Annotated in this window: 20 protein-coding genes, 1 tRNA gene and 1 pseudogene; 10 read left to right on the top strand and 12 right to left on the bottom strand. The window is 72.3% G+C overall.

The window, feature by feature from the left end; genetic code table 11:
* Window positions 1-98: 98 nt before the first annotated feature.
* The 6 genes and pseudogenes from uvrB to LG379_RS09675 form a co-directional block, all read right to left on the bottom strand.
* On the bottom strand, window positions 99-2,228 hold the full coding sequence (gene uvrB, locus LG379_RS09700; protein WP_304522433.1) for an excinuclease ABC subunit UvrB: 2,130 nt from the start codon (window positions 2,226-2,228) through the stop codon (window positions 99-101).
* A 56-nt stretch (window positions 2,229-2,284) separates the two neighbouring features.
* Window positions 2,285-2,947, bottom strand: a complete 663-nt coding sequence (pcp, locus tag LG379_RS09695) for a pyroglutamyl-peptidase I (RefSeq protein WP_225754346.1) — start codon at window positions 2,945-2,947, stop codon at window positions 2,285-2,287.
* On the bottom strand, window positions 2,944-3,579 hold the full coding sequence (coaE, locus tag LG379_RS09690; RefSeq protein ID WP_225754345.1) for a dephospho-CoA kinase: 636 nt from the start codon (window positions 3,577-3,579) through the stop codon (window positions 2,944-2,946). The genes pcp and coaE overlap by 4 nt, the downstream gene beginning before the upstream one ends.
* 110 nt (window positions 3,580-3,689) lie before the next feature.
* Window positions 3,690-5,207 (bottom strand): 30S ribosomal protein S1, encoded by a 1,518-nt coding sequence (rpsA, locus tag LG379_RS09685; RefSeq protein ID WP_225754344.1) that lies wholly within the window; start codon window positions 5,205-5,207, stop codon window positions 3,690-3,692.
* Between the two features lie 202 nt (window positions 5,208-5,409).
* Window positions 5,410-6,435, bottom strand: a complete 1,026-nt coding sequence (locus tag LG379_RS09680; protein WP_225754343.1) for a 6-phosphofructokinase — start codon at window positions 6,433-6,435, stop codon at window positions 5,410-5,412.
* 123 nt (window positions 6,436-6,558) lie between these two features.
* Window positions 6,559-6,870: pseudogene (locus tag LG379_RS09675) on the bottom strand (hypothetical protein); the annotation flags it as partial.
* A gap of 48 nt (window positions 6,871-6,918) precedes the next feature.
* Here LG379_RS09675 and LG379_RS09670 point away from each other — a divergent pair.
* Window positions 6,919-7,731 (top strand): class I SAM-dependent methyltransferase, encoded by an 813-nt coding sequence (locus tag LG379_RS09670; RefSeq protein ID WP_225754342.1) that lies wholly within the window; start codon window positions 6,919-6,921, stop codon window positions 7,729-7,731.
* Here LG379_RS09670 and polA read toward each other — a convergent pair.
* Complete coding sequence (polA, locus tag LG379_RS09665; RefSeq protein WP_225754341.1) at window positions 7,728-10,433, bottom strand: DNA polymerase I; 2,706 nt, start codon at window positions 10,431-10,433, stop codon at window positions 7,728-7,730. The two genes, LG379_RS09670 and polA, sit on opposite strands and share 4 nt — an antisense overlap.
* On the opposite strand from polA, the gene LG379_RS09660 reads away from it, so the two are divergent.
* Window positions 10,432-10,896: a PaaI family thioesterase gene (locus tag LG379_RS09660; protein ID WP_370634485.1), complete on the top strand. Its 465-nt coding sequence runs from the start codon at window positions 10,432-10,434 to the stop codon at window positions 10,894-10,896. The genes polA and LG379_RS09660 overlap by 2 nt on opposite strands.
* Here LG379_RS09660 and LG379_RS09655 read toward each other — a convergent pair.
* Window positions 10,809-11,543: a GNAT family N-acetyltransferase gene (locus LG379_RS09655; protein ID WP_225754340.1), complete on the bottom strand. Its 735-nt coding sequence runs from the start codon at window positions 11,541-11,543 to the stop codon at window positions 10,809-10,811. The genes LG379_RS09660 and LG379_RS09655 overlap by 88 nt on opposite strands.
* Before the next feature lie 377 nt (window positions 11,544-11,920).
* Here LG379_RS09655 and LG379_RS09650 point away from each other — a divergent pair, with 377 nt between their 5' ends.
* From LG379_RS09650 to LG379_RS09635, 4 genes are read left to right on the top strand one after another with little or no spacing between them, the layout of a single operon-like run.
* The gene (locus LG379_RS09650; protein ID WP_225754339.1) at window positions 11,921-13,303 is read left to right on the top strand and encodes a branched-chain amino acid ABC transporter permease; all 1,383 of its coding nucleotides are present in this window, start codon (window positions 11,921-11,923) and stop codon (window positions 13,301-13,303) included.
* Between the two features lie 10 nt (window positions 13,304-13,313).
* Entirely contained in the window at window positions 13,314-14,300 is a 987-nt protein-coding gene (locus tag LG379_RS09645) for a branched-chain amino acid ABC transporter permease (protein ID WP_225754338.1), read from the top strand.
* Window positions 14,290-15,213, top strand: a complete 924-nt coding sequence (locus LG379_RS09640; protein WP_225754337.1) for an ABC transporter ATP-binding protein — start codon at window positions 14,290-14,292, stop codon at window positions 15,211-15,213. Before LG379_RS09645 ends, LG379_RS09640 begins: the two co-directional genes overlap by 11 nt.
* Window positions 15,210-16,034, top strand: coding sequence for an ABC transporter ATP-binding protein (locus LG379_RS09635; RefSeq protein ID WP_225754336.1), 825 nt, complete (start codon window positions 15,210-15,212; stop codon window positions 16,032-16,034). Before LG379_RS09640 ends, LG379_RS09635 begins: the two co-directional genes overlap by 4 nt.
* Before the next feature lie 182 nt (window positions 16,035-16,216).
* Here LG379_RS09635 and LG379_RS09630 read toward each other — a convergent pair whose 3' ends face one another.
* A complete protein-coding gene (locus tag LG379_RS09630) occupies window positions 16,217-17,506 on the bottom strand; it encodes an ABC transporter substrate-binding protein (RefSeq protein WP_225754335.1) in 1,290 nt (429 codons plus the stop codon).
* 233 nt (window positions 17,507-17,739) lie between these two features.
* The gene (locus tag LG379_RS09625; protein WP_225754334.1) at window positions 17,740-18,420 is read right to left on the bottom strand and encodes an ANTAR domain-containing response regulator; all 681 of its coding nucleotides are present in this window, start codon (window positions 18,418-18,420) and stop codon (window positions 17,740-17,742) included.
* A 107-nt stretch (window positions 18,421-18,527) separates the two neighbouring features.
* On the opposite strand from LG379_RS09625, the gene LG379_RS09620 reads away from it, so the two are divergent.
* Both LG379_RS09620 and LG379_RS09615 read left to right on the top strand, forming a co-directional pair.
* A tRNA-Leu gene (locus LG379_RS09620) sits at window positions 18,528-18,601 on the top strand.
* A 16-nt stretch (window positions 18,602-18,617) separates the two neighbouring features.
* Complete coding sequence (locus tag LG379_RS09615; protein WP_225754333.1) at window positions 18,618-19,289, top strand: alpha/beta family hydrolase; 672 nt, start codon at window positions 18,618-18,620, stop codon at window positions 19,287-19,289.
* 10 nt (window positions 19,290-19,299) lie between these two features.
* Here LG379_RS09615 and LG379_RS09610 read toward each other — a convergent pair whose 3' ends face one another.
* Together LG379_RS09610 and LG379_RS09605 are read right to left on the bottom strand one after the other, a co-directional pair.
* A complete protein-coding gene (locus tag LG379_RS09610) occupies window positions 19,300-19,641 on the bottom strand; it encodes a cupin (protein ID WP_225754332.1) in 342 nt (113 codons plus the stop codon).
* Window positions 19,642-19,762: 121 nt separating this feature from the next.
* Window positions 19,763-20,860 carry a TerC family protein gene (locus LG379_RS09605; RefSeq protein WP_370634484.1) on the bottom strand — a complete coding sequence of 366 codons (1,098 nt, stop codon included), beginning with the start codon at window positions 20,858-20,860 and terminating at the stop codon, window positions 19,763-19,765.
* Window positions 20,861-21,134: 274 nt separating this feature from the next.
* Between LG379_RS09605 and LG379_RS09600 the strand changes: the two genes are divergently transcribed.
* On the top strand, window positions 21,135-22,562 hold the full coding sequence (locus LG379_RS09600) for a hemolysin family protein (protein WP_225754330.1): 1,428 nt from the start codon (window positions 21,135-21,137) through the stop codon (window positions 22,560-22,562).
* 84 nt (window positions 22,563-22,646) lie between these two features.
* Window positions 22,647-23,093 carry an ATP-binding protein gene (locus LG379_RS09595; RefSeq protein ID WP_225754329.1) on the top strand — a complete coding sequence of 149 codons (447 nt, stop codon included), beginning with the start codon at window positions 22,647-22,649 and terminating at the stop codon, window positions 23,091-23,093.
* The last annotated feature ends 35 nt before the right edge of the window (window positions 23,094-23,128 follow it).

Here is a 23,128-nt window from a genome sequence, read left to right as displayed (position 1 = left end):
CGCGCTCTGCTCGCGGTGAGGTGCGCCCGGTCCCGGGAGGGCTGCGAGTCCCTTGAGAAGCCCTGCCACGAGAGCGCCGAGCCCCACCCCGGCAGAGGTCAGGCGGTCGCAGCCTGCATGTCGCGCAGCTCCTTCTTCAGCCCGGAGATCTCGTCGCGGAGACGGGCGGCCAGCTCGAACTGGAGCTCGGCCGCGGCCCCGTGCATCTGCTCGGAGAGCTCCTGGATGAGCTCCGCCAGCTCGCCGGCCGGGACCGCGGCCATCCGGGCCCGCGGGCTGTCGCCCTCGCCGCCGACACCGCCGGCGGGTACCGGCGCGCGGCCCTTGCCCTTGCCCCTGCCCGTCCCCTTGCCGGGGTTGCGGTAACCGCCCTCGAGGAGCTGAGCCGTGTCGATGTCCTCCCGCGCGAGCATGTCGGTGACGTCGCTGATCCGCTTGCGCAGCGGCGTCGGGTCGATGCCGTGCTCGCGGTTGTACGCGACCTGCTTCTCGCGCCGCCGGTTGGTCTCGTCGATCGCCTGCGCCATGGAGGGCGTGATCGTGTCGGCGTACATGTGGACCTCGCCGGACACGTTGCGTGCCGCACGCCCGATGGTCTGGATGAGGGACGTGCCTGAGCGCAGGAACCCCTCCTTGTCCGCGTCGAGGATGCTGACGAGCGACACCTCCGGCAGGTCGAGGCCCTCCCGCAGCAGGTTGATGCCGACGAGCACGTCGAAGAGGCCCATCCTCAGCTCGCGGAGGAGCTCCACGCGCCGCAGCGTGTCGACCTCCGAGTGCAGGTACCGCACCCGGACGTCCTTCTCCAGCAGGTAGTCGGTGAGGTCCTCGGCCATCTTCTTGGTCAGCGTGGTCACGAGCACCCGCTCGTTGCGCTCGGCACGGACGCGGATCTCCTCGAGGAGGTCGTCGATCTGCCCGCGGGTCGGCTTGATGACCACCTCGGGGTCCACCAGGCCGGTCGGCCGGATGATCTGCTCCACCACGCCGTCGGACTGGGACAGCTCGTACGGCCCCGGGGTGGCGGAGAGGTAGACCGTCTGCCCGATGCGCTCGACGAACTCCTCCCAGCGCAGCGGTCGGTTGTCCATCGCACTGGGCAGCCGGAACCCGTGCTCGACGAGGGCCCGCTTGCGCGACATGTCGCCCTCGTACATCGCCCCGATCTGCGGGACCGTCACGTGGGACTCGTCGATGACGAGGAGGAAGTCCTCGGGGAAGTAGTCCAGGAGCGTGTGCGGCGGGGTGCCCGCCGCACGGCCGTCGATGTGCCGGGAGTAGTTCTCGATGCCGGCGCACGTGCCGACCTGGCGCATCATCTCGATGTCGTACGTCGTCCTCATCCGGAGCCGCTGCGCCTCGAGGAGCTTGTTCTGGCGCTCCAGCTCCGCGAGGCGCTCCTCCAGCTCGGCCTCGATGCTCCCGACCGCGCGCTCCATGCGTTCCGGTCCGGCGACGTAGTGGGAGGCGGGGAAGACGAAGGTCTCCTGCTCCTGGCGGAGGACCTCCCCGGTCAGCGGGTGCAGCGTCTGGATCGACTCGACCTCGTCCCCGAACATCTCGATCCGGATGGCGAGCTCCTCGTAGACCGGGATGATCTCGACCGTGTCGCCCCGCACGCGGAAGGTCCCGCGTGTGAAGGCCATGTCGTTGCGCGCGTACTGCATCTGGACGAAGCGGCGCAGGAGCTGGTCCCGGTCGATGACGTCGCCGACGGCCAGCCGGACCATCCGGTCCACGTACTCCTGCGGCGTGCCCAGGCCGTAGATGCACGACACCGACGCGACGACGACCACGTCCCGACGGGTGAGGAGCGAGTTGGTGGCGGAGTGCCGCAGCCGCTCCACCTCCTCGTTGATGGAGGAGTCCTTCTCGATGTAGGTGTCCGTCTGCGCGATGTACGCCTCGGGCTGGTAGTAGTCGTAGTACGAGACGAAGTACTCGACCGCGTTGTTGGGCAGCAGCTCGCGGAACTCCGTGGCGAGCTGCGCGGCGAGGGTCTTGTTGTGCGCCATCACCAGCGTCGGCCGCTGCAGCTGCTCCACGAGCCAGGCCGTCGTCGCCGACTTCCCCGTACCGGTCGCTCCGAGCAGGACGACGTCCTTCTCCCCCGCGCGGACGCGGCGGGTGAGCTGCTCGATGGCCCGGGGCTGGTCGCCGGAGGGCTGGTAGTCCGACACCACCTCGAACGGGGCGACGCGGCGCTGCAGGTCGGTCACGGGACGCATGGGACAACGGTACGTCGGACCACCGACACGACCGGGCGGCCCGTCGGCGCCTCGCCCTAGTCGAGGCTCCCCGCGCTGGTCGACAGGTCCACCGGCGCGTCGAGCGCTGCGCGGACCACCGCGGCGAGAGCCCGCGCGAGGCGTGCGGCGTCCTCGTCGGCGTCGGCCGAGCCCTCCAGGGCCGTGGGCACGTGGACGAAGCCGCCACGCACGGCACCGGGCGCGCCGGCGTCGCCGGGCGGACCTACCTCCTCCAGCGCGTGGAGCAGCGCGTACGAGGTGGCGTTGCAGACGAAGGTCCCCGCGGAGTGGCTGACCTCCGCCGGCACACCGGTGGCGCGGACCGCCTCCGCGCACGCCTTGACGGGCAACGAGGACAGGTAGGCCGTCGGCCCGCCGTGGACGACGGGTTCGTCGACCGGCGCCGCGCCGGCGTTGTCGGGGATGCGGGCGTCGACGAGGTTGAGCGCGACGCGCTCGACGGAGACGACCTGCCGGCCGCCTGCCTCGCCGACGCAGACCACGAGGTCCGGCGCCACCTCGGCGATCAGCGCCCGGAGGCGGTCCGGAGCGGCGCGGAAGTCGACCGGCAGCCGGTCGACGACCAGCTCCTCGGGGCCGCGCCAGAGACGGCCGAGTCGGGAGACGGCCTCCCAGGAGGCGTTCACCGGGCGACCGCCGAACGGCTCGAACCCGGTGACCAGGACCGTCCGGGTCACGTGCCCGCCTCGCCCGCACCGGGGCCGGCGTCGGGCGTCCGGTCGACCCACCGCAGCCAGAGGGCGTCCACCTGCGCCGCGAGGTGCTCCACGGTCCCGGAGCCGTCGAGGAGCACGGTGGCGGCGACCCTGCGCTCCTCCTCACCGGCCTGTGCGGCGAGCCGGGCGCGTGCCTGCTCCTCCGCGATGCCGCGTCCCTCCACCAGCCGGGCCAGCCGCACGTCCGCGGGGGCCTCGACCACGACGACCTCGTCGAACGCGGCGGGGTCCCCGGTCTCGACGAGGAGCGGGATGTCGTGCACCACGACGGACCGACCGCCGGCCACCGCCTCCTCCTCGCGTCGACGCGCGGCCGCCCGGACGAGCGGGTGCACGATCGCGTTGAGCCGTGCGCGCGCCGCCGCATCGGTGAAGACGACCCCGGCGAGCGCGGCGCGGTCCAGGTCCCCGGCGGGCGTCACCACCTCGGGCCCGAACGCCTCGACCACGCCCGCGTACCCCGGCGTGCCCGGCGCGACGACCTCCCGGGCGAGCGCGTCGTAGTCGACGACGACGGCGCCCAGCTCCGCGAGCCGGCGCGCGACGACCGACTTGCCCGCGGCGATGCCGCCCGTGAGCCCGATCCTCAGCACACCGTGGACCCTAGCCGCTCCCGGTCCGGGGACGACGACGGGCCGACCACCCGGAGGTGGTCGGCCCGTCGTTCACCGCGGCACCGGTCCGTGGACGGACCGGGACCGGGTCAGTTGCCCGTGAGCTTCTCGCGCAGGGCCGCCAGGGCCTCGTCCGAGGCGAGCGTGCCACCGACCGGCTCGGCCGCCGAGGAGTAGCTCGACGCGGTGGACGGACCGGCGTCGGCGCGACCGCCGCCGCCGCTGCTGCTGCTGCTGTTGCTCGTGCTGCTGCTGGACGTCGCGGCCTGCGCGTCCGCCTCGATGGCCTCGAGGACCTGCTTCTTGTGCGCCTCCCAGCGCGAGTGGGCGGCGGCGTACTGCGCCTCCCAGGCCTCGCGCTGGGTCTCGTAGCCCTCGAGCCACTCGTTGGTCTCCGGGTCGAAGCCCTCGGGGTACTTGTAGTTCCCCTTGTCGTCGTACTCGGCGGCCATGCCGTACAGGGCCGGGTCGAAGTCCTCGCTGTGCGGGTCCAGACCCTCGTTCGCCTGCTTGAGCGACAGCGAGATGCGGCGACGCTCCAGGTCGATGTCGATGACCTTGACGAACGTCTCGTCACCGACGTTGACGACCTGCTCGGGCAGGTCGACGTGCCGGACGGCGAGCTCGGAGATGTGCACGAGGCCCTCGATGCCGTCCTCGACGCGCACGAACGCACCGAAGGGGACGAGCTTGGTGACCTTGCCCGGCACGACCTGACCGATCGCGTGCGTCCGGGCGAACGCCTGCCACGGGTCCTCCTGCGTCGCCTTGAGCGACAGCGAGACCCGCTCCCGGTCGAAGTCGACGTCGAGCACCTCGACGGTGACCTCCTGGCCGACCTCGACGACCTCGGACGGGTGGTCGATGTGCTTCCACGACAGCTCGGAGACGTGCACGAGCCCGTCCACGCCGCCGAGGTCCACGAACGCGCCGAAGTTGACGATCGAGGAGACGACACCCGGCCGGACCTGGCCCTTCTGCAGGGTCTGCAGGAAGGTGGAGCGGACCTCCGACTGCGTCTGCTCGAGCCACGCGCGCCGCGACAGGACGACGTTGTTGCGGTTCTTGTCGAGCTCGATGATCTTCGCCTCGATCTCCTTGCCGACGTACGGCTGGAGGTCGCGCACACGACGCATCTCGACCAGCGACGCCGGGAGGAAGCCGCGCAGGCCGATGTCGAGGATGAGGCCGCCCTTGACGACCTCGATGACGGTGCCGGTGACGACGCCGTCCTCTTCCTTGATCTTCTCGATCGTGCCCCAGGCGCGCTCGTACTGGGCGCGCTTCTTGGACAGGATCAGGCGGCCTTCCTTGTCCTCCTTCTGGAGCACGAGGGCCTCGACCGCGTCGCCGACCTTGACGACCTCGTCGGGGTCGACGTCGTGCTTGATCGAGAGCTCGCGCGAGGGGATGACCCCCTCGGTCTTGTAGCCGATGTCGAGGAGGACCTCGTCGCGGTCGACCTTGACGATGGTGCCCTCGACGATGTCGCCGTCGTTGAAGTACTTGATGGTCGCGTCGATCGCGGCGAGGAAGTCCTCGGCGGTGCCGATGTCGTTGATCGCGACCTGCGGCGTCGTCGGCTTGGCGGGGGTGGAGATGGTCATTGAGTTTCGAGCTCCGATGCGGACAGGGAGTAGTGCGGACAGGGAACGTGCTGGTGAAGACGTGCCTGCGCGACGAGGAGGCCCCGGGGACGCTCCACACGCGGCGGTGCGACGCACGAACGGACAGGATCCGGCGCAGGACGCGTCACGCCACCGGCCATCTTAGGCCGGAGGCGAAACGAGGGTCAAAAGGCCCGGGACGTCAGGCGAGGACCTGCGCGGTGCGGATGAGGTCGGGCGGGACCCGCTTCGGCTTGCCCGCCACCTCGCTGAGCGGCACGAGGACGACGTCCTCGCCCCGCAGGGCGGTCATGACACCCGTGCGGCCCTCGACGACCGCGTCGATCGCCGCCACCCCGAAGCGGCTGCCGAGGATCCTGTCGGTCGGCGTCGGGGAGCCGCCGCGCTGCACGTGACCGAGGATCGTCACGCGCGTGTCGAAGCCCGTCCGCTCGGCGATCTCGTGCGCGAGGCGGTCACCCACGGCGCCCGCCACGATCTCGCCGAACCGGCCCAGCTGCGTGGTGAAGTCCATCGACCCGCCCCGGCGCGGCTCGGCACCCTCGGCGACGACGACGATCGAGAAGTTCGCGTGCGCGCGGTGGCGGTGCTTGAGGAACTTGACGACCTGGTCGATGTCGAACGGGTCCTCGGGCGTGAGGACGAGCTCGGCCCCGCCCGCGATGCCGGCGTTGATCGCGATCCAGCCCGCGTGCCGGCCCATGACCTCGACCACCATGACCCGGTTGTGGCTCTCCGCGGTCGTGTGGATGCGGTCGATGGCCTCCGTGGCGATGTTCACCGCGGTGTGGAAGCCGATCGACAGGTCCGTCCCGGACACGTCGTTGTCGATGGTCTTGGGGATCGCCACGATCTTCACCCCGGCGTCGGCGACCTTGCTGGCGGCGTGCAGCGTGCCGTCACCGCCGATGCAGATGAGCGCCTCGATGCGCTCGGCCTCGAGGGTCGACAGGACGGCGTCGATGCCGCCGTCCTCCGCGTTCGGGTGGAACCGCGCCGTGCCCAGCAGCGTCCCGCCCACGGGAAGGACGTTGCGGATGTGCTGGCGGCCCAGCGGCATGACGTCGCCCTCGACGACCCCGCGCCAGCCGTTGCGGAACCCGATGATGGAGTGGCCGTAGGTGCCCTCGCCGTGCTTGACCACGGCACGGATCGCGGCGTTGAGGCCCGGGCAGTCACCCCCACCTGTCAGCAGTCCGACGCGCACGACGCTCTCCTTCAGGGACGGGGGTGGGGGCCGGCGCCGCGATGCGCCGCGACCACCCTAGCGGCGCCGTCAGCGGGTCGACGGGGCGGAGGTCCCCCGCACCGCTGCACCGACGGCGACGCGTCAGGCCGCCTGGGGCCCGAGGTCCAGCCGGCCGCCGGGGATCGCGTCGAGGAGCGCCCGGGTGTAGTCCTGCTGCGGGCGGTCGAAGACGTCGTCGACGGTGCCCTGCTCGACGATCCGACCCCGCTCCATGACGCACACCTGGTCGGCGATCTGCCGGACCACGGCGAGGTCGTGGCTGATGAAGAGGTAGGACAGCCCCAGCCGGTGCTGCAGGTCGGCGAGCAGGTGGACCCGGTTGCGGCGATGCGCGCCGGACCCCACCTCGTGCGCCCGCAGCGGCTCCTCGATGGTGCGGTAGATCGTGTGGAGGGCCCGGTGGCAGGTGGTTCACCGTGAGAACCCCGCGAGACTGTCCCCATGGACGCGCCAGGGCTCGGACGAGCCGGGTACCAGCCGGCCGACGACGACGGGCGCGCGGCCCGCCGGTGGTGGGACGGCCACGCCGAGGAGTACCTGGACGAGCATGGCGACGACCTCGGTGTCGCCGAGTTCCGCTGGTGCCCGGAGGGCCTGCGGGAGGACGAGGCGGGGCTCCTCGGCGACCTGGACGGACGCCGTGTCCTGGAGGTCGGGGCGGGCGCCGCCCAGTGCACGCGCTGGCTGCGTGCACGCGGCGTCGACGCGGTCGCCAGCGACGTCTCGGCGGGGATGCTGGCGGCCGCCCGACGGCTCGACGCGGTCGCCGGCACGACGACGCCGCTGCTCCAGGCGGACGCCCGGCGCCTGCCGCTCGCCGACGACGCCGTCGACGTCGTCTTCACGGCGTACGGAGCGATCCCGTTCGTGCCGGACGCCGACGCGGTCCACCGCGAGGTGGCGCGCGTCCTGCGCCCCGGCGGCCGGTGGGTGTTCGCCGTGACGCACCCGGTCCGCTGGGCGTTCCCGGACGACCCCGGCGAGCGCGGTCTCACGGCGACCCGGTCCTACTTCGACCGCACGCCGTACGTCGAGGTCGACGACGACGGCGCCGTGGCCTACGCCGAGTACCACCGGACCGTGGGCGACCACGTCCGCGGGGTCACCGCGGCCGGGCTGCGGCTGGTGGACGTCGTGGAGCCGGAGTGGCCGCCGGACAACGGCCGGACCTGGGGCGGCTGGAGCCCGCTGCGCGGCGCGCGGATCCCGGGCACGGCCGTCTTCGTCGCGCGGTCGGAGCCCCCCGGGGCCTAGTGCCCGGCCTCGTGCCAGCTGCGGCCGACGCCGACCGACACGTCCAGGGGCACGGACATCTCGACCGCCCGACCCATCTGGTCGCGCACGAGGGCCTCGACCGCCTCGCGCTCCCCCGGCGCGACCTCGAGCACCAGCTCGTCGTGGACCTGCAGGAGCAGGCGAGATCGCAGGCCGTCCGCGCGGAGCTGCTCGTCGACACCGAGCATCGCGACCTTGATGATGTCCGCCGCGCTGCCCTGGATCGGTGCGTTGAGCGCCATGCGCTCGGCCATCTCGCGGCGCTGGCGGTTGTCGCTGGTGAGGTCCGGGAGGTAGCGGCGGCGTCCGAGCAGGGTCGCGGTGTAGCCGCTGCGCCGTGCCTCGTCGACGACGCCGCCGAGGTACTCACGCACGCCGCCGAACCGCGAGAAGTAGTCCTCCATGAGTCCGGAGGCCTCGGACACCGGGATCGAGAGCTGCTTGGACAGGCCGAACGCGGACAGGCCGTACGCGAGGCCGTACGACATGGCCTTGATCTTGGATCGCATCGCCGGCGTGACCTGGTCCGTCGGCACGCCGAACACCCGGGACCCGACGAAGTTGTGCAGGTCCTCCCCCGAGCGGAACGCCGCGATGAGACCCGCGTCCCCCGACAGGTGCGCCATGATCCGCATCTCGATCTGGCTGTAGTCCGCCGTCAGGAGCGTCTCGTAGCCCTCTCCGACGACGAAGGCGCGGCGGATCTGGCGGCCCGCCTCGGTGCGGATGGGGATGTTCTGCAGGTTGGGGTCCGTCGAGGACAGCCGCCCCGTGGCCGCGATGGTCTGCTGGAACGTCGTGTGGATCCGACCGTCGTCACCGATGGACCGGACCAGACCCTCGACGGTCTGCCGCAGCCGCGACGCGTCCCGGTGCGCGAGCAGGTGCGCGAGGAACGGGTGCTGCGTGCGCTCGAAGAGGTCCGTGAGCGACGCCGCGTCGGTGGTGTACCCGGTCTTGATCTTCTTCGTCCGCGGCATCGCGAGCTGGTCGAAGAGCACCTCCTGCAGCTGCTTGGGCGAGCCGAGGTTCACCTCCCGGCCGATGACCGCGTAGGCCTCCGCCGCCGCGTCGGCCACGGCCGCGGCGAACTCCCCCTCCAGCCCGTCGAGGTACGCGCGGTCGGCGGCGATGCCCCCCTGCTCCATCCGCGCGAGGACGTCGACGAGCGGGAGCTCGACCTCGGCCAGCAGGCGACGAGCGCCCCGGTCCTCGAGCTCGCCCTCGAGGACCTCGGCGAGCTCGGCGACGGCCGCCGCGCGCAGCGCCGTGGACTGGTGCGGCGGTCCGCCGTCGACGGACAGGTCCAGGGCGCCCTGGGCGCCGTCACCTTCGTCCTCGGTCCGCAGCTCGCGGTGCAGGTGCCGGATCGACAGGTCGGCGAGGTCGTACGACCGCTGGTCCGGGTGGCACAGGTACGACGCGAGCAGCGTGTCGACCGTGACCCCGGCGAGCGGCAGGCCGCGACCGGCGAGCGCGTGCCACACGTCCTTGGCGCCGTGGGCCGCCTTGAGCGCCTGCTCGTCGGCGAGCCAGGCCGCCAGGGACGCCTCGTCCTCCGGGCCGAGGTCGGCGAGGTCGAGGGCGACCGCGTGGTCCGCGCCGTCGGCGAGCCCGAGGGCCCACGCGTCGCCGCGAGTGGGCGCCGACGTCCCGGCGACCTCGAGCGCCAGACGGCGACCGCGCCGGGCCGCGAGCCACCCCCCGAGCTCGCCCGGCGCCGGGACCACGACGTCGAGGCGGAAGCCCTCGGCCTCCACGACGTCCTCCGGCACCATCGCGAAGAGGCGTTCCCGCAGGGTGCGGAACTCCAGGGCGTCGAAGACGCGGTGCATCGCCTCGCGGTCCCACGGCCGGACCCCGAGGTCGCCGACCGCGACCGGCAGCTCCACGTCGCGGACGGCACCGTTGAGCCGCCGGTTGACCCGCACCTGGTCCGCGCAGGCGCGCAGGCTCTCTCCCGCCTTGCCCGTGATGGTCGACGCCGCCGCCAGCACCCCGTCGAGCCCGCCGTAGGTGGTGATCCACTTGGCCGCCGTCTTGGGACCGACGCCGGGCACGCCCGGCAGGTTGTCGCTCGTCTCGCCCACGAGCGCGGCGAGGTCGGGGTAGGACTCCGGCGGCACGCCGTACTTCTCCTCCACGCCGGCGGGCGTGAACCGCACGAGGTCCGAGACGCCCTTGCGGGGGTACAGGACCGTGACGTCGCCGGCCACGAGCTGCAGGGCGTCGCGGTCGCCGGTGCAGACGAGGACGTCCATCCCGGCCGCCTGCGCCTGCGTGACGAGGGTCGCGATGACGTCGTCGGCCTCGAACCCCTCCTTCTGCAGCGTGGTGACGTTGAGCGAGTCGAGGATCTCCCGGATGAGCGGCACCTGACCGCTGAACTCCGCAGGGGTCGCGTCGCGCGTGCCCTTGTACGCGGGGTACTCCTCCGTCCGGAAGGTCACCCGGCCGGCGTCGAAGGCCACGGCGACGTGCGTGGGCTCCTCGTCGCGCAGCAGGTTCGCGAGCATGGACGTGAACCCGTAGACCGCGTTCGTGGTCTGACCGGTGCGGGTCGAGAAGTTCTCCGCCGGCAGTGCGAAGAACGCCCGGTAGGCCATCGAGTGGCCGTCGACGAGGAGCAGGAGGGGCCGGGTTCGCGCCTGGTCAGTCACGGGTGCCAACCTAGCGGGCATGACCGACACGCCAGCCGCCGCGGGCACCTCCGCCGCAGCCCCCGCACCGTCCGCGCCGGACGCCCTGGGCCAGGTGCGCGCGTCCCTCGCGGGCACCCTCATGGAGCGCATGGGCATCGAGATCCTCGAGGCGGGCCCGGAGCGGGTCGTGGGCACCATGCCGGTCGCGGGGAACACGCAGCCGTACGGACTGCTCCACGGGGGCGCCTCCGTGGTGCTGGCGGAGACCCTCGGGTCCTTCGGGGCGATGCTCCACGCAGGCCCAGACCGTCAGGCGGTCGGCGTCGAGGTCGGCGCCAGCCACCACCGCGGCCCCCGGGACGGCGTGGTCACCGGCACGGCGACCGCCGTGCACCTCGGCGCCACGACGGCGACCTACGAGGTGGTCGTGGAGGACTCGAGGTCGAAGCGCGTCTGCACCGCGCGGCTCACCTGCCTGCTGATCGCCCGGCGGGGCGGCTGAGCCGCCGGCTCGACGACGTCGCCCAGGACCGCCGTGGCGTGGCCGTGCTTCGGTGACGCCTCCGGCTCCGTGGACCCGCCCTCGCGCCGGCGGCTCTCCCGCCGGCGGGCGATGAGGTCCTCGATGCGTCGGGGCGAGCGGCGGGCCACGGGCGCGTCGTGCGTCAGGCGGCGGTGCAGGGCCGCCGCGGTCGCCACCCGGTGGGCTGCGGCCGGGGCGAAGCCCAGCTGCACGACGAACCGCTGCATCCCGCGGGCACCCGGCAGCGGGGCCACGTAGACGTGCTCGGCGGACGCGGCCAGAGCCACCTCGGTGGCACCCAGCATGAGGGCGCGGCCCACGCCCCGCCGACGGTGGGACGCCACCACGTAGACGACGTCGACCGCGAGGCTCGCGCTGTCGGTGAAGAGGTTGGGCTGGGTCACTCGGCCCAGGAGCAGCCCCACGACGTCGCCCTCGCACACCGCGACCAGGACGGTGCCGCCGGGCACGGCCGTGAGCGTGCCGAGCTGCCGGCGGAGGGCGTCGCGCTCGCCGCTGCAGACCTGCGAGCCGACGGAGGACTCGGCACGAGCCGTCTGGACGAGCGTCAGGACGCCCTCGACGTCTCCTGGCTCGACAGGTCGCACCTCGACACCTGGACGCACGGGTGTCCTCCTTCGGCACAGGGACCCGGGCGGTCGGGGGGAATGCCCGGGAGATGACGAAAAGATAACGGTGCGCGCCGCCCGAGGGAAGTGAGGCCCTGGGTGAGAGCACCTGAGAGGCGAACCACCGAGACGGTGGTGTCCTACGGCCCGTTCACCTGGCATCCTCTCCACGTCGTGAAACGTCCATGACATCCGGATTGCCTATCGTTGCCGCTCGCCGCCCAGGCGGGGCGACGCGGGACCCGACACGGGCACGGACGCCCGTGGAACGAACGAGCGCGAGAGCGCACGGCAGACGGAGGGCACAGGTGCCACCTGCAGCGACCCCACGGACGAGGCCCCCGGCCTCGCGCACGGCGGCCCGGGGCGGACCGTTGATCGCCGGCCTGCTCCTGCTCCTCGGCACCCTCCTCACCGTGCTCGCCCCACCGGCGACGGCGGCCGTCACGAGCTGCTCCCCGACGCCCACCACGGCCTGCCTCAACGGGACGATCCGCACGGCGGCGGGCGAGCCGGCCGTCGGCGTCGAGCTCTCGGTCACCGGACCGGAGGAGACCACGGCCGTCACCGGCGAGGACGGCCGATGGTTCGCGGAGGTCGCGACGGCCGGCACGTACGAGGTCGCGGTCGACGAGGCGACGCTCCCCGAGGGCGAGTCGCTGCGGGACCCTGCCGCGAACCCGCGCGCGGTGACCGTCACCCTCGGTTCGTCGGCCGGTGCGCTCTTCCCGCTGGGTGAGCCGTCGGCACCCAGCGGGCCGACGGCACCGCCCGCCGAGGGCGGCACCGACGACCCCGCCGCACCACCCGCGGCGGGAGGGGGCGAGCCCGGTCTCGACACGCCCACCCAGGGCGGCTCGGGCGGGTCGTCGATCACGTGGGCACGCGTCGCGCAGCAGGCCATGGCCGGCCTCGTGTTCGGCACCCTCCTCGCGCTCGCGTCCGTCGGCCTCTCCCTCATCTTCGGCACGACGGGGCTGAGCAACTTCGCCCATGGCGAGATGGTCACGCTCGGCGGGCTCGCGGCCTTCGTCTTCGTCCAGGTCGTCGGCCTCCCCCTCGTCCCGGCGGTCGTGCTCGCCGTCGCGGTCGGGGCGCTCGCGGGCTGGGTGCAGGACGCGGGCATGTGGAAACCGCTGCGCAAGCGGCGCGTCGGACTGACCCAGCAGCTCATCGTCACCATCGGCCTCGCCATCACGGCCCAGTACGTCTTCCAGTTCTTCTTCGGCGGTGGCTCGCTGCGCATCGTCACGGCCAACCCGTCGACCGTGAACCTCGGGCCCGTCTTCATCACGACGCAATCCCTCGTCGGCCTCGTCGTCGGCCTCCTCGTCCTCGGCGGTGTCGCGTACTTCCTCGTCGGGACGCGCACGGGGCGCGCCACCCGCGCGGTGTCGGACAACCCGGCGCTCGCCGCGGCCTCCGGCATCGCCGTCGACCGGATCATCCGGCTCGTGTGGACGATCGGCGGCGCGCTCGCAGCCCTCGGCGGCGTCTTCCTCGGGCTCTACTTCAACGCCACGGCGTGGAACATGGGCGCGACGATCCTGCTCCTCATGTTCGCCGCGGTGACGCTCGGCGGCCTCGGCACGGCCTTCGGGGCGCTCGTCGGGTCCCTCGTCATCGGCCTCGTCGTGGAGATGTCGAACCTCGTCATCCCGTCGGACATGAGGTACGCCGGCGCACTCGTCATCCTCATCCTCGTGCTGCTCCTGCGGCCCCAGGGCATCCTCGGCCGGGCCGAGCGGATCGGATAAGGCGGTCAGCATGGACTTCGAACGCATCCTCACCACCGTCGCGGGCGAGCTCTTCGCTCCGACGACGGCGGCCTACGCGCTCGCCGCGATCGGCCTCAACATCCACTTCGGCCTCACCGGTCTCCTGAACTTCGGCCAGGCCGGGTTCATGCTGCTCGGGGCGTACGGCTTCGCCGTCTCGACGATCGCGGGCATGCCCATCTGGGCGGCGCTCCTCGTGGCGGTCGCCTGCTCGACGCTCTTCGCCCTCATCCTGGGCATCCCGACGCTCAAGCTGCGGGGCGACTACCTCGCGATCGTCACCATCGCGGCCGCCGAGATCGTGCGCATCGTCGGGCGTTCGACGGCGCTCACCGACGTCACCGGAGCGTCGTCGGGCCTGCGCGGCGACAGCTACAAGGAGACCTTCCACGCGCTGTCGCCGTTCGGCGACGGCACGACGACGCTGGGCCCGTTCACCTACTCCAACAGCTTCTCCAACAGCTGGTGGCTGCGGGTGGTGGCGTGGGTGGTCGTGGCGCTGGCGTGCCTGCTCGTCTGGCGCCTCATGCGCAGCCCATGGGGGCGCGTGCTCAAGGGCATCCGCGAGGACGAGGACGCGGTGCGCTCGCTCGGCAAGAACGTGTACGCCTACAAGATGCAGGCGCTCATCCTCGGCGGTGTCATCGGCTCGGTCGCGGGCATCCTGTACGTGCTGCCGCGGGCCGTGCAGCCCGACTCGATGGGCCGCCCCATGACGTTCTGGGTCTGGACGATCCTGCTCCTCGGGGGAGCCGCGACCGTGTTCGGCCCCGTCCTCGGTGCGATGCTGTTCTGGTCGGTGCTCATGCTCATCCGGGTCGTCGGCCGCGCCACCATCCCCGGCTCGGTCATGTCCACGGCGCAGATCGAGCAGTTCGGCTGGATCATCGTCGGCGTGACGCTCATGCTCCTGGTGATCTTCCGACCACAGGGCATCCTCGGCGACAAGAAGGAGCTGGCGATCAATGTCCGCTGAGGCCATCACGGCGCTCGCCACCGTCCCCCGCACGCCCGGCGCCCCCAAGCCTGACGCCATCCTCGTCGCCGACCAGGTCACCCGCCGGTTCGGCGGCATGACGGCGGTCGACGTCAAGCACATCGAGGTCCAGCGGGGCACGATCACCGCGCTCATCGGACCGAACGGCGCCGGCAAGACGACCCTGTTCAACCTGCTCACCGGCTTCGACCAGCCCAACAGCGGGTCCTGGACCTTCGAGGGCCGCTCGCTGGCGGGCGTCCCGGCCGCGCGGGTGTCCAAGGCCGGGATGGTGCGGACGTTCCAGCTCACCAAGGCGCTCAGCCGCATGACGGTCATGGAGAACATGCGTCTGGGGGCGAAGGACCAGCCGGGCGAGAGCCTCGCCAAGGCCCTCGTCCCACCGCTGTGGCGCGCCCGCGAGAAGGAGATCACCGCCAAGGCGGAGGAGCTGCTCGAACGGTTCAAGCTCCACGAGAAGCGTGACGACTTCGCCGGGAGCCTGTCCGGCGGCCAGCGCAAGCTGCTGGAGATGGCTCGGGCGCTCATGAGCGACCCGACCATGGTCATGCTGGACGAGCCGATGGCCGGCGTGAACCCCGCCCTCACCCAGTCGCTCCTGGGACACATCCAGGCCCTGCGCGACGAGGGCACCACGGTGCTCTTCGTCGAGCACGACATGCACATGGTCCGGCACATCTCCGACTGGGTGGCCGTCATGGCCGAGGGCCGCCTCGTGGCCGAGGGCCCGCCGGGCTCCGTCATGGCCGACCCCGCCGTCGTCGACGCCTACCTCGGCGCGCACCACGACACGGACCTGGGTGACGACCGGCTGCTCGACGAGTCGGTCGCCAAGCAGCTCGAGGAGGAGGCCGCCGCCGAGGAGCGCGCCCACCAGGAGGAGCAGCGATGACGGCGACGAACCCCTCCCCCGCCCCCGCACCGCGTCGCGAGGGCGAGCTCCTCCTGCGGGCCTCCGACATCGTCGCGGGGTACCTGCCGGGCGTGAACATCCTCAACGGCTGCGACCTGGACCTGCACCAGGGTGAGCTGATCGGGATCATCGGGCCCAACGGCGCCGGCAAGTCGACGCTGCTCAAGGCACTGTTCGGGCTGGTCACGGTGCGCAGCGGCCGCGTGACCCTCGGCGGCGACGACATCACCAACATGCGCGCGGACGCGCTCGTGCACCGCGGCGTCGGCTTCGTCCCGCAGAACAACAACGTCTTCCCGACCCTGACGATCGAGGAGAACCTCCAGATGGGCGGCTTCCAGCGCCCCCGGAAGTTCGCCGAGCGCTTCGAGGCGATGGTGGACCTGTTCCCCACGCTGGGTGACCGGCGCAGGCAGCGCGCCGGCTCGCTGTCGGGAGGCGAGCGCCAGATGGTCGCCATGGCGCGCGCCCTCATGATGGAGCCGTCCGTGCTCCTGCTCGACGAGCCCTCGGCCGGCCTCTCCCCGGTCCGTCAGGACGAGACGTTCCTGCGGACGCGCCGGATCAACCGCACGGGGGTCTCGATCATCATGGTCGAGCAGAACGCCCGCCGGTGCCTGCAGATCTGCGACCGCGGCTACGTGCTGGACCAGGGCCGGAACGCGTACACCGCGTCGGGCCGCGATCTCATGAACGACCCGAAGGTCATCGAGCTCTACCTCGGCACGCTCGCGGCCGACGTGGAGAGCGCCTCCGGTCACAACAAGGAGCGCCGCCCGGCCACGCCTGACCCCTCCTGACCCGCACGACGACGGCGCCTCGCCCCCTGCCCGGGGTGGGGCGCCGTCGTCGTTGCCGGCGGGCCGCACGCCGGCACGACGCCGACGTCGTGGGGGGAGCCGGTGGTGACAGCACGACGGCCCGGCCGGTGTCCCGGCCGGGCCGTCGGTGGTGCGCTGTCAGACGGTGGAGCGCTCGGCGATCAGAGCTCGCCGAACTCCGCCTTGACCCACTCGTAGGTGTTGTCGGCGCCGTACTTGTAGATGCCGACGAACGCCGAGGACGGGTCGTTGTCCTCGTTGAACGGGCCGGCACCCGAGACGGCCTGGTAGGCGATGTCCTCGCCCCCCTCGAGCAGCTCGGCGCACTCGGCGAAGCCCGTGCACTCCGTCCCGCCCTCGGCACCGGAGACGGACGCCAGGTTCTCCTGGATGGTCACGCCGTCGGTGGCACCGCCACGGACCGCCGCCAGCGCGGCGAGGATCGTGGCGTCGTACGACTCCGCCGCGTAGGAGAAGTCGTTGAGGTCCGGGTCGATGCCGAGCAGGCGCTCCTGGAAGGACTCGTCGGGGAAGGCACCGGGCAGCGTGCCCTGGGCCCCGTCGAGCGTGCCCTGCTCGAACTCCTCGCTGTAGTTCGACAGGTTGCCGTCGACGAAGTACAGCTTGGAGGTGTCGAAGCCCGCTGCGGCCAGCTGCGGGACGATGAGCCGCGTCTGGTCGAAGGCGATGATGACGATCGCGTCCGGGTTCGTGGCCAGGGCCGCGGTGACGGCCGACGGGATGACGTCGTCGGAGGCCGGGTCGAACTCCTCACCGGGGTTGCCGTAGGTGACCGTGCCGCCTGCTCCCTCGATCGTCTCCTTGGCGACGTCGCGCAGCGTGATGCCGTAGTCGTCGTTGAAGACGAGGAAGGCGACGTTCGCGTGACCGTCGTTGACGATGAGGTTGCCCAGCGCGTTGCCCTGGATGAGGTCGGACGGCGCCGTGCGGAAATAGAACGGCGAGTAGCCGCTCAGCGCGGTGGCCGTGTTCGCCGGCGAGATCTGGACGACGTTGGCGCCCGTCACGTCGTCGACGACGTTGAGCGTCACGGACGACGACGCCGCACCGATGACGACCTGGGCGTTCTGGCTCAGGAGGTCCGTGACGGACTGCGTCGCCACCTCGGCGTTGTCCGCGTCGGAGGAGTCGGTGTGGATGATCTCGACGTCCTGCCCGAGCACGCCGCCGGCCTCGTTGATCTCCTCGATCGCCAGATCCACGCCCGCGATCTCGGGCGGGCCCAGGAAGGCCAGCGAGCCGGTCTGCGGCAGGAGCGAACCGATGACGAGCGGCTCGCCGTCGCCGCCGCCCTCGCCGGACGCCTCCCCGCTGTCGGTCCCGCCGTCGCCTTCCTCCGCCTCGCCGTCGCCGCCGCCGCAGGCGGCGAGGACCAGCGCGACGGCACCGGCGAGCGCCGCTGCTCGAGCCGTGTGGGTGGTTCTCTTCATTCGGGGCACCCCTCGTTCCAGGTGGTGATCACCGCGGATCTCGTCGCCCACGGTGAACTGTGTGGACGAAAAGTACCCCTGAACCGTGTCCGATTGGTGAAACCCGCGGTACCAAATCGAGCCGTTGCCGACTTGTGACGTAGGTCCCACATGCTGGTCAGCGGCCTGCGGAGGCCTACGCCCCTCGGTGGGCGCAGCCCCGCGCGTCGCCCGTGCCGGGCGCAGCCCGTGCGTCAGGCGCCGCCGCCCACCTGCTCGATGACCGCGTCCGCCACCTCACGCATGGTCAGGCGCCGGTCCATCGAGGTCTTCTGGATCCACCGGAAGGACTCCGGCTCCGTCAGGCCCATCTTCGTCATGAGCAGGCCCTTGGCCCGGTCGACGCGCTTACGCGTCTCGAAGCGCTCGGCGAGGTCCGCGACCTCCTCCTCCAGCGCGCTGATCTGCCGGTACCGCGAGATAGCGATCTCGACGGCGGGCAGGAGGTCCGCGGGCGTGAACGGCTTGATGACGTAGGCCATGGCACCGGCGTCGCGCGCGCGCTCCACGAGCTCCGTCTGGGAGAACGCCGTCAGCAGGACCACCGGGGCGGCGTGCTCCTTGCCGATCTTCTCGGCGGCGGTGATGCCGTCCATCACCGGCATCTTCACGTCCATGACGACGACGTCGGGACGGAGCTCGACCGCCAGTGCCACCGCGGTCTCGCCGTCGCCGGCCTCCCCCACGATGTCGAAGCCGGCATCCCGCAGCGTCTCCACGACGTCCATGCGGATGAGCGCCTCGTCCTCGACGACGACGGCGCGACGACGCGGGCGCTCACCGGTGGGCGCGGCCTCGGGAGCCGCGTCGGATGCGGTGCCGACCTCAGTGAGGAGGTCGCGCTCGGGGGTCTGCGGAACGTCGCTGTCGGTCACGCGCGCTAGCCTAGTGCCGACCTCCGCGGGCTGCGTAGAGCGCCCTGCGGAGCGGACCCGTGATCGTCGTCTCACCGGCATGACGGGTCCGGGCGCTGCGCCGTCAGGCCCCGATAGCCCAACCGGCAGAGGCGTTCGGCTCAAACCCGATCCAGTGTGGGTTCGAATCCCACTCGGGGCACCTGACGGAGGACGACGTGGCGACGACGGCGCAGGGCGCGGACAGCGGTCGGACGGTGCTCGAGGTCGAGACCCGCCACGGCACCGCCCGGGTGCATCTCGGCCCCGGCGACGCCGAGGCCCGTGCCGCCCTCGTCCTGGGCCACGGCGCCGGTGGGACGGTGGAGGCCCCGGATCTCGTCGAGGTGGAGCGGATCGCCGTCGCCGCCGGGTACCGCGTCGCGCTGGTGGAGCAGCCCTACCGGGTGCGCGGGCAGCGGGTGCCCCCGCGGGCACCGACGCTCGACGCCGCCTGGGAGGACGTCGTCGCCGCCCTGCGCGCAGGTGCGGTCGCCGGCCTCCCGCTCGTCGTCGGGGGGCGGTCCTCCGGAGCCCGCGTCGCGTGTCGCACGGCCGACGCGACCGGGGCGATCGGCGTGCTCTGCCTCGCGTTCCCCGTGCGGCCACCGGGCAAGGCGGGCGCGCCGGACCGGCTCCACGAGCTCGCGGCGGTGCGCGTCCCCGTGCTCGTCGTCCAGGGCGCCGCGGACCCCTTCGGCCGCCCACCGGCCGGCGGCGTCGTCGAGGTGGTGGTCGTCGACGGAGACCACTCCCTGCGCAAGGGCGTCGCGGCCATCGGTCCCGCGGTCGAGCCGTGGCTCCGCGCCCGTGTGACTCGCGGTGCTGCGACGACGCCCGACGGCCACTGACCGCCCGCAGTCACGCGCGGCCGATCTGATCCGCCTCCAGGCCGGTCACCGTCGTGAGGAGGAACACGCTGTCCTCCAGGGCGGTGACAGCGTGCCGCTGGTGCGTCAGCTCGACCAGGTGGCCCTCCTCGACGACCGTGCTGGGCTGCCCGGTGACCTCGACCCGACCGAGGAGCACCTGGATGCTCGCGGCATGGGGGGAGTTGTGCTCACCGAGCTCGCCCCCGCCCACGATGGCGATGACCGTCTGCCGCAGCACGCCGTCGTGGACGAGCATCTCGGCGCTGCGGCCGTGCTCCCCCGCCCGGGCCAGGTCCAGGTGCTGGCGGCCCATCGCGACCAGGTCCGGCATGGTGCCTCCTCCGCATCGACGTGATCACCATCCCAGCACGCCCGCGTGGCGGCGGCATCCCGTGCCGGCATGCACGGGCCGCCCACCGACGGGGCGCGTCGTCCGCACCCCGCCCGCACCGTCAGGCTCGCCGGTCGCGGCCCGGCGCGGCGTCGTCGGCGGCGGTCCCGGCGTCGTGGTGGTCACGGCGGTGACCCGGCTCGGCGAGGTGCGCGGAGCCCTGGGGGTCCTCGACGTCGCGCGTCGCGTAGAGGCTGGTCGCCGTGACGACCGCGAGCACCACGAGGATGACGAGCAGCGACAGCACGGTCGGGATCTCGGGGACGCCGGGCCACACCCCGTGCGCCCAGTGCAGCACGAGCTTGACGCCGATGAACCCGAGGATCGCGGCCAGGCCGTACCCGAGGTGCACGAGCTTGCTCAGCGCGCCCTGGAGCACGAAGTAGAGGGCGCGCAGGCCGAGCAGGGCGAACGCGTTCGTCGCGAAGACGAGGTACGGGTCGCCCGTGATGCCGTACACGGCCGGGACGGAGTCGACGGCGAAGACGACGTCGGTGGCGAACACCGCGGTGACCACCACGGCGAGCGGCGTGAGCATGCGCTTGCCGTCCTCACGCACGCTGAGGCGCGGGCCGCGGTAGTCGTCGGTCACCGGCATGAAGCGACGGATGAGCTTGACGGACCGCATCTCCGAGACGTCCATGTCATGGCTGCCCTCGGAGAGCTGGTCGCGCAGGATCTTCACCGCCGTGAGGAGCAGGATGGCACCGAAGATCAGGAACGCGAAGGAGAGGTTCGCCAGGACGGCGGCGCCGAGCGCGATGAAGATGCCGCGCAGGACCAGCGCCCCGGCGATGCCGAAGAGCAGGACACGCTGCTGCAGGGCTGCGGGGACCGCGAACGCCGACAGCAGCAGCATGAACACGAACAGGTTGTCGACCGACAGGGACTTCTCCACCAGGTAGCCGGTGAGGTACTCGACGCCGGTCTGGGAACCGAACCGGGCCCAGATCCAGGCTCCGAACGTCAGGGGCAGTGCGATGTAGAAGACGCTCCAGCCCACGGCCTCCTTCATGGAGACCTCGTGGGGCTTGCGCGTGATGACGAAGTCCATGACGAGGAGCGCCAGCACGCCGGCGATCGTCAGACCCCACAGGAGAGGGTCGGCGACCGAGGTGATCCCGGATCCGGGCACGGGGGACGTCTCGAGAGCGAGCACGGGCATCTCCTGGTCGTCGGGGCGGGCCGGCCGGCGTGGCACGCCCGGAACGGCCCGTCGAGGATAGGTGACCCGTCGATCATCGGCACGCGGGTGTCCACAGTTCCTCAGGGAGTGCCGGTCGCGCGGAGGGCCACCGGCCGTCACGTGCTGCCGAGGGGCCTCACCGTTTGACGTGGAGCCCCTGGTTTTCGTTCACTCGTGCCATGGATGATCCCTGCAGTCCCGGCACCCCCCGACCGAGCGGGCCACCGCTCACCCGAGGGGGTGCGGCATGGACCAGGACACGCTGACCAACATCGCGCTGGTCCTGGGGTTCATCCTGCTGGGCGGTGTCTTCGCCGGCACGGAGCTCGCCCTGGTCTCGCTCCGGGAGAGCCAGGTCAACCGGCTGGAGAAGCAGGGCCACCGCGGGGCACGCGTGGCCGCCGTCGCCCGCAACCCGAACCGGTTCCTCGCGGCCGTCCAGATCGGCGTCACCGTCGCGGGGTTCTTCTCCGCGGCCTACGGCGCCTCGACCCTCGCGCCGGACTTCGTCCCCGTGCTCGAGGAGGCCGGGGTGCCCTCCGGCGCCTCCGAGCCCGTCGCGCTCGTGGCCCTCACCCTCGTCATCGCGTACCTCTCCCTCGTGCTCGGCGAGCTCGTGCCGAAGCGCCTCGCGCTGCAGCGCGCCGGCACGGTCGCGCTCGTCGTCGGACCGCCCCTGGACCGCTTCGCCGGGCTCATGCGGCCGGTGATCTGGCTGCTGTCCGTCTCGACGAACGCCGTGATCCGGCTCCTCGGCGGCGACCCGCGCGCGACGTCCGAGGAGATGACCGACGAGGAGCTGCGGGACCTCGTCATCGCGCACGAGGGCCTCGCCGACGACGAGCGACGCATCCTCAACGACGTCTTCGACGCCGCCGACCGCTCCCTGAGCGAGGTCATGCGCCCTCGCGGTGAGGTGGCCTTCCTCCCGGCCCGCCTCACGGTGGCCGAGGCGGTCCAGGAGGTCGGCGACAAGCCGTACTCGCGCTACCCGGTGACCGGCGAGGACTTCGACGACGTCATCGGCTTCCTCCACGTCCGTGACCTGCTCGGCGCACCGGCGACGACGACGGTCCGCCGCCTCGCCCGCGAGGTCCTGCACCTGCCGTCGACGAACCGCGTCCTGCCGTCCCTGTCGCGGATGCGGCGTGAGGGGATCCACATCGCCGTCGTCGTGGACGAGTACGGCGGCACCGACGGGATCGTGACGCTCGAGGACCTGGTCGAGGAGCTCGTGGGTGACATCCGGGACGAGTACGACCTCGACGACAGGCGTGACGACCTGCCCGGCGGCCCGACGGCGATCGACGCGGGCCTGACCATCGAGGAGTTCTCCGAGCGGACGGGCGTCGAGCTGGAGGACGGACCGTACGAGACGGCGGCCGGCTTCGTGCTGGACCGGCTGGGGCGGCTCGCCGTGGAGGGCGACGTCGTCGTCGTCGGCACGCAGGAGGTGGTCGTCACCGAGGTCCAGAACCGGCGGATCACACGGCTGCTCGTGCGCCCGATCACCGCGCGCACCGCCTCGACCGGCCCCGACCGCGTCGACGCAGGTGCCGGCGAGGTGCCCACGGACGACCCTCACCGGCGACACGACCACGTCGGTGCCCCGCCGCCCGGCGAGGCCGGCATCGAGGGACCGGGGCGCGAGGCCGGCGCCGCGCGGCAGGCCTGAGACCGGAGCCGGCCTCCTCCGCGCCCCGGGCGTCCGGCCCTCTGCTAGCGTGCTGGAGCCCTCCCCTCCCCGACCCGAGGCCCCATGCAGGCTCCGCTCCAGCAGGTCACGTTCGACGCGACCGGCGACTCGATCCGCCGCGGTCGCTCCTTCGCCGTCGGCGCCGCGCGGGAGCTCGGCGTCGGACCCCGCACGCTGGCCGTCGTGGAGCTGCTCGCCTCCGAGCTGATCACCAACGCGGTCAAGTTCGGCGGTCCGGGGGGCGTCGTGCGCGTCGCGGTCCGTGCCGAGGGGTCCGTCCTGCGCATGGAGGTCGCGGACAGCAGCGTGGACGCCCCCGTGGTGGACGCCGGGCGGCCGGCCCACCTCGGTGGGCACGGCATGCGACTGGTCGAGCGGCTCTGCGAGGACTGGGGTGTCGAGCGCGACCGGACGACCGGCGGCAAGGTCGTGTGGCTCAGACTGGCGACCGACTGCACCTTCCGCGACCCCGCCCCCGCTTGCGGGAACGCACCGACGAGCACAGTCTGATCGTGAACGTCGTGCGCCCGAGACCGAGGGCGCAC

Origin of the sequence: Actinotalea sp. Marseille-Q4924 (genome assembly GCF_916618755.1) — a bacterium.
Lineage (GTDB): Bacteria > Actinomycetota > Actinomycetes > Actinomycetales > Cellulomonadaceae > Actinotalea.
The sequence above is the reverse complement of the archived record's forward strand: the minus strand, read 5'-3'. Positions and strand labels throughout refer to the sequence as shown.

Excerpts from the sequence above, each read along its gene's own strand:
- uvrB (WP_304522433.1), bottom strand. The coding sequence starts at position 2,228 with ATGCGTCCCGTGACCGACCTGCAGCGCCGCGTCGCCCCGTTCGAGGTG.
- rpsA (WP_225754344.1), bottom strand. The coding sequence starts at position 5,207 with ATGACCATCTCCACCCCCGCCAAGCCGACGACGCCGCAGGTCGCGATC.
- LG379_RS09670 (WP_225754342.1), top strand. The coding sequence starts at position 6,919 with ATGGACGCGCCAGGGCTCGGACGAGCCGGGTACCAGCCGGCCGACGAC.
- LG379_RS09660 (WP_370634485.1), top strand. The coding sequence starts at position 10,432 with ATGACCGACACGCCAGCCGCCGCGGGCACCTCCGCCGCAGCCCCCGCA.
- polA (WP_225754341.1), bottom strand. The coding sequence starts at position 10,433 with ATGCCCGCTAGGTTGGCACCCGTGACTGACCAGGCGCGAACCCGGCCC.
- LG379_RS09645 (WP_225754338.1), top strand. The coding sequence starts at position 13,314 with ATGGACTTCGAACGCATCCTCACCACCGTCGCGGGCGAGCTCTTCGCT.
- LG379_RS09640 (WP_225754337.1), top strand. The coding sequence starts at position 14,290 with ATGTCCGCTGAGGCCATCACGGCGCTCGCCACCGTCCCCCGCACGCCC.
- LG379_RS09635 (WP_225754336.1), top strand. The coding sequence starts at position 15,210 with ATGACGGCGACGAACCCCTCCCCCGCCCCCGCACCGCGTCGCGAGGGC.
- LG379_RS09630 (WP_225754335.1), bottom strand. The coding sequence starts at position 17,506 with ATGAAGAGAACCACCCACACGGCTCGAGCAGCGGCGCTCGCCGGTGCC.
- LG379_RS09610 (WP_225754332.1), bottom strand. The coding sequence starts at position 19,641 with ATGCCGGACCTGGTCGCGATGGGCCGCCAGCACCTGGACCTGGCCCGG.
- LG379_RS09600 (WP_225754330.1), top strand. The coding sequence starts at position 21,135 with ATGGACCAGGACACGCTGACCAACATCGCGCTGGTCCTGGGGTTCATC.
- LG379_RS09595 (WP_225754329.1), top strand. The coding sequence starts at position 22,647 with ATGCAGGCTCCGCTCCAGCAGGTCACGTTCGACGCGACCGGCGACTCG.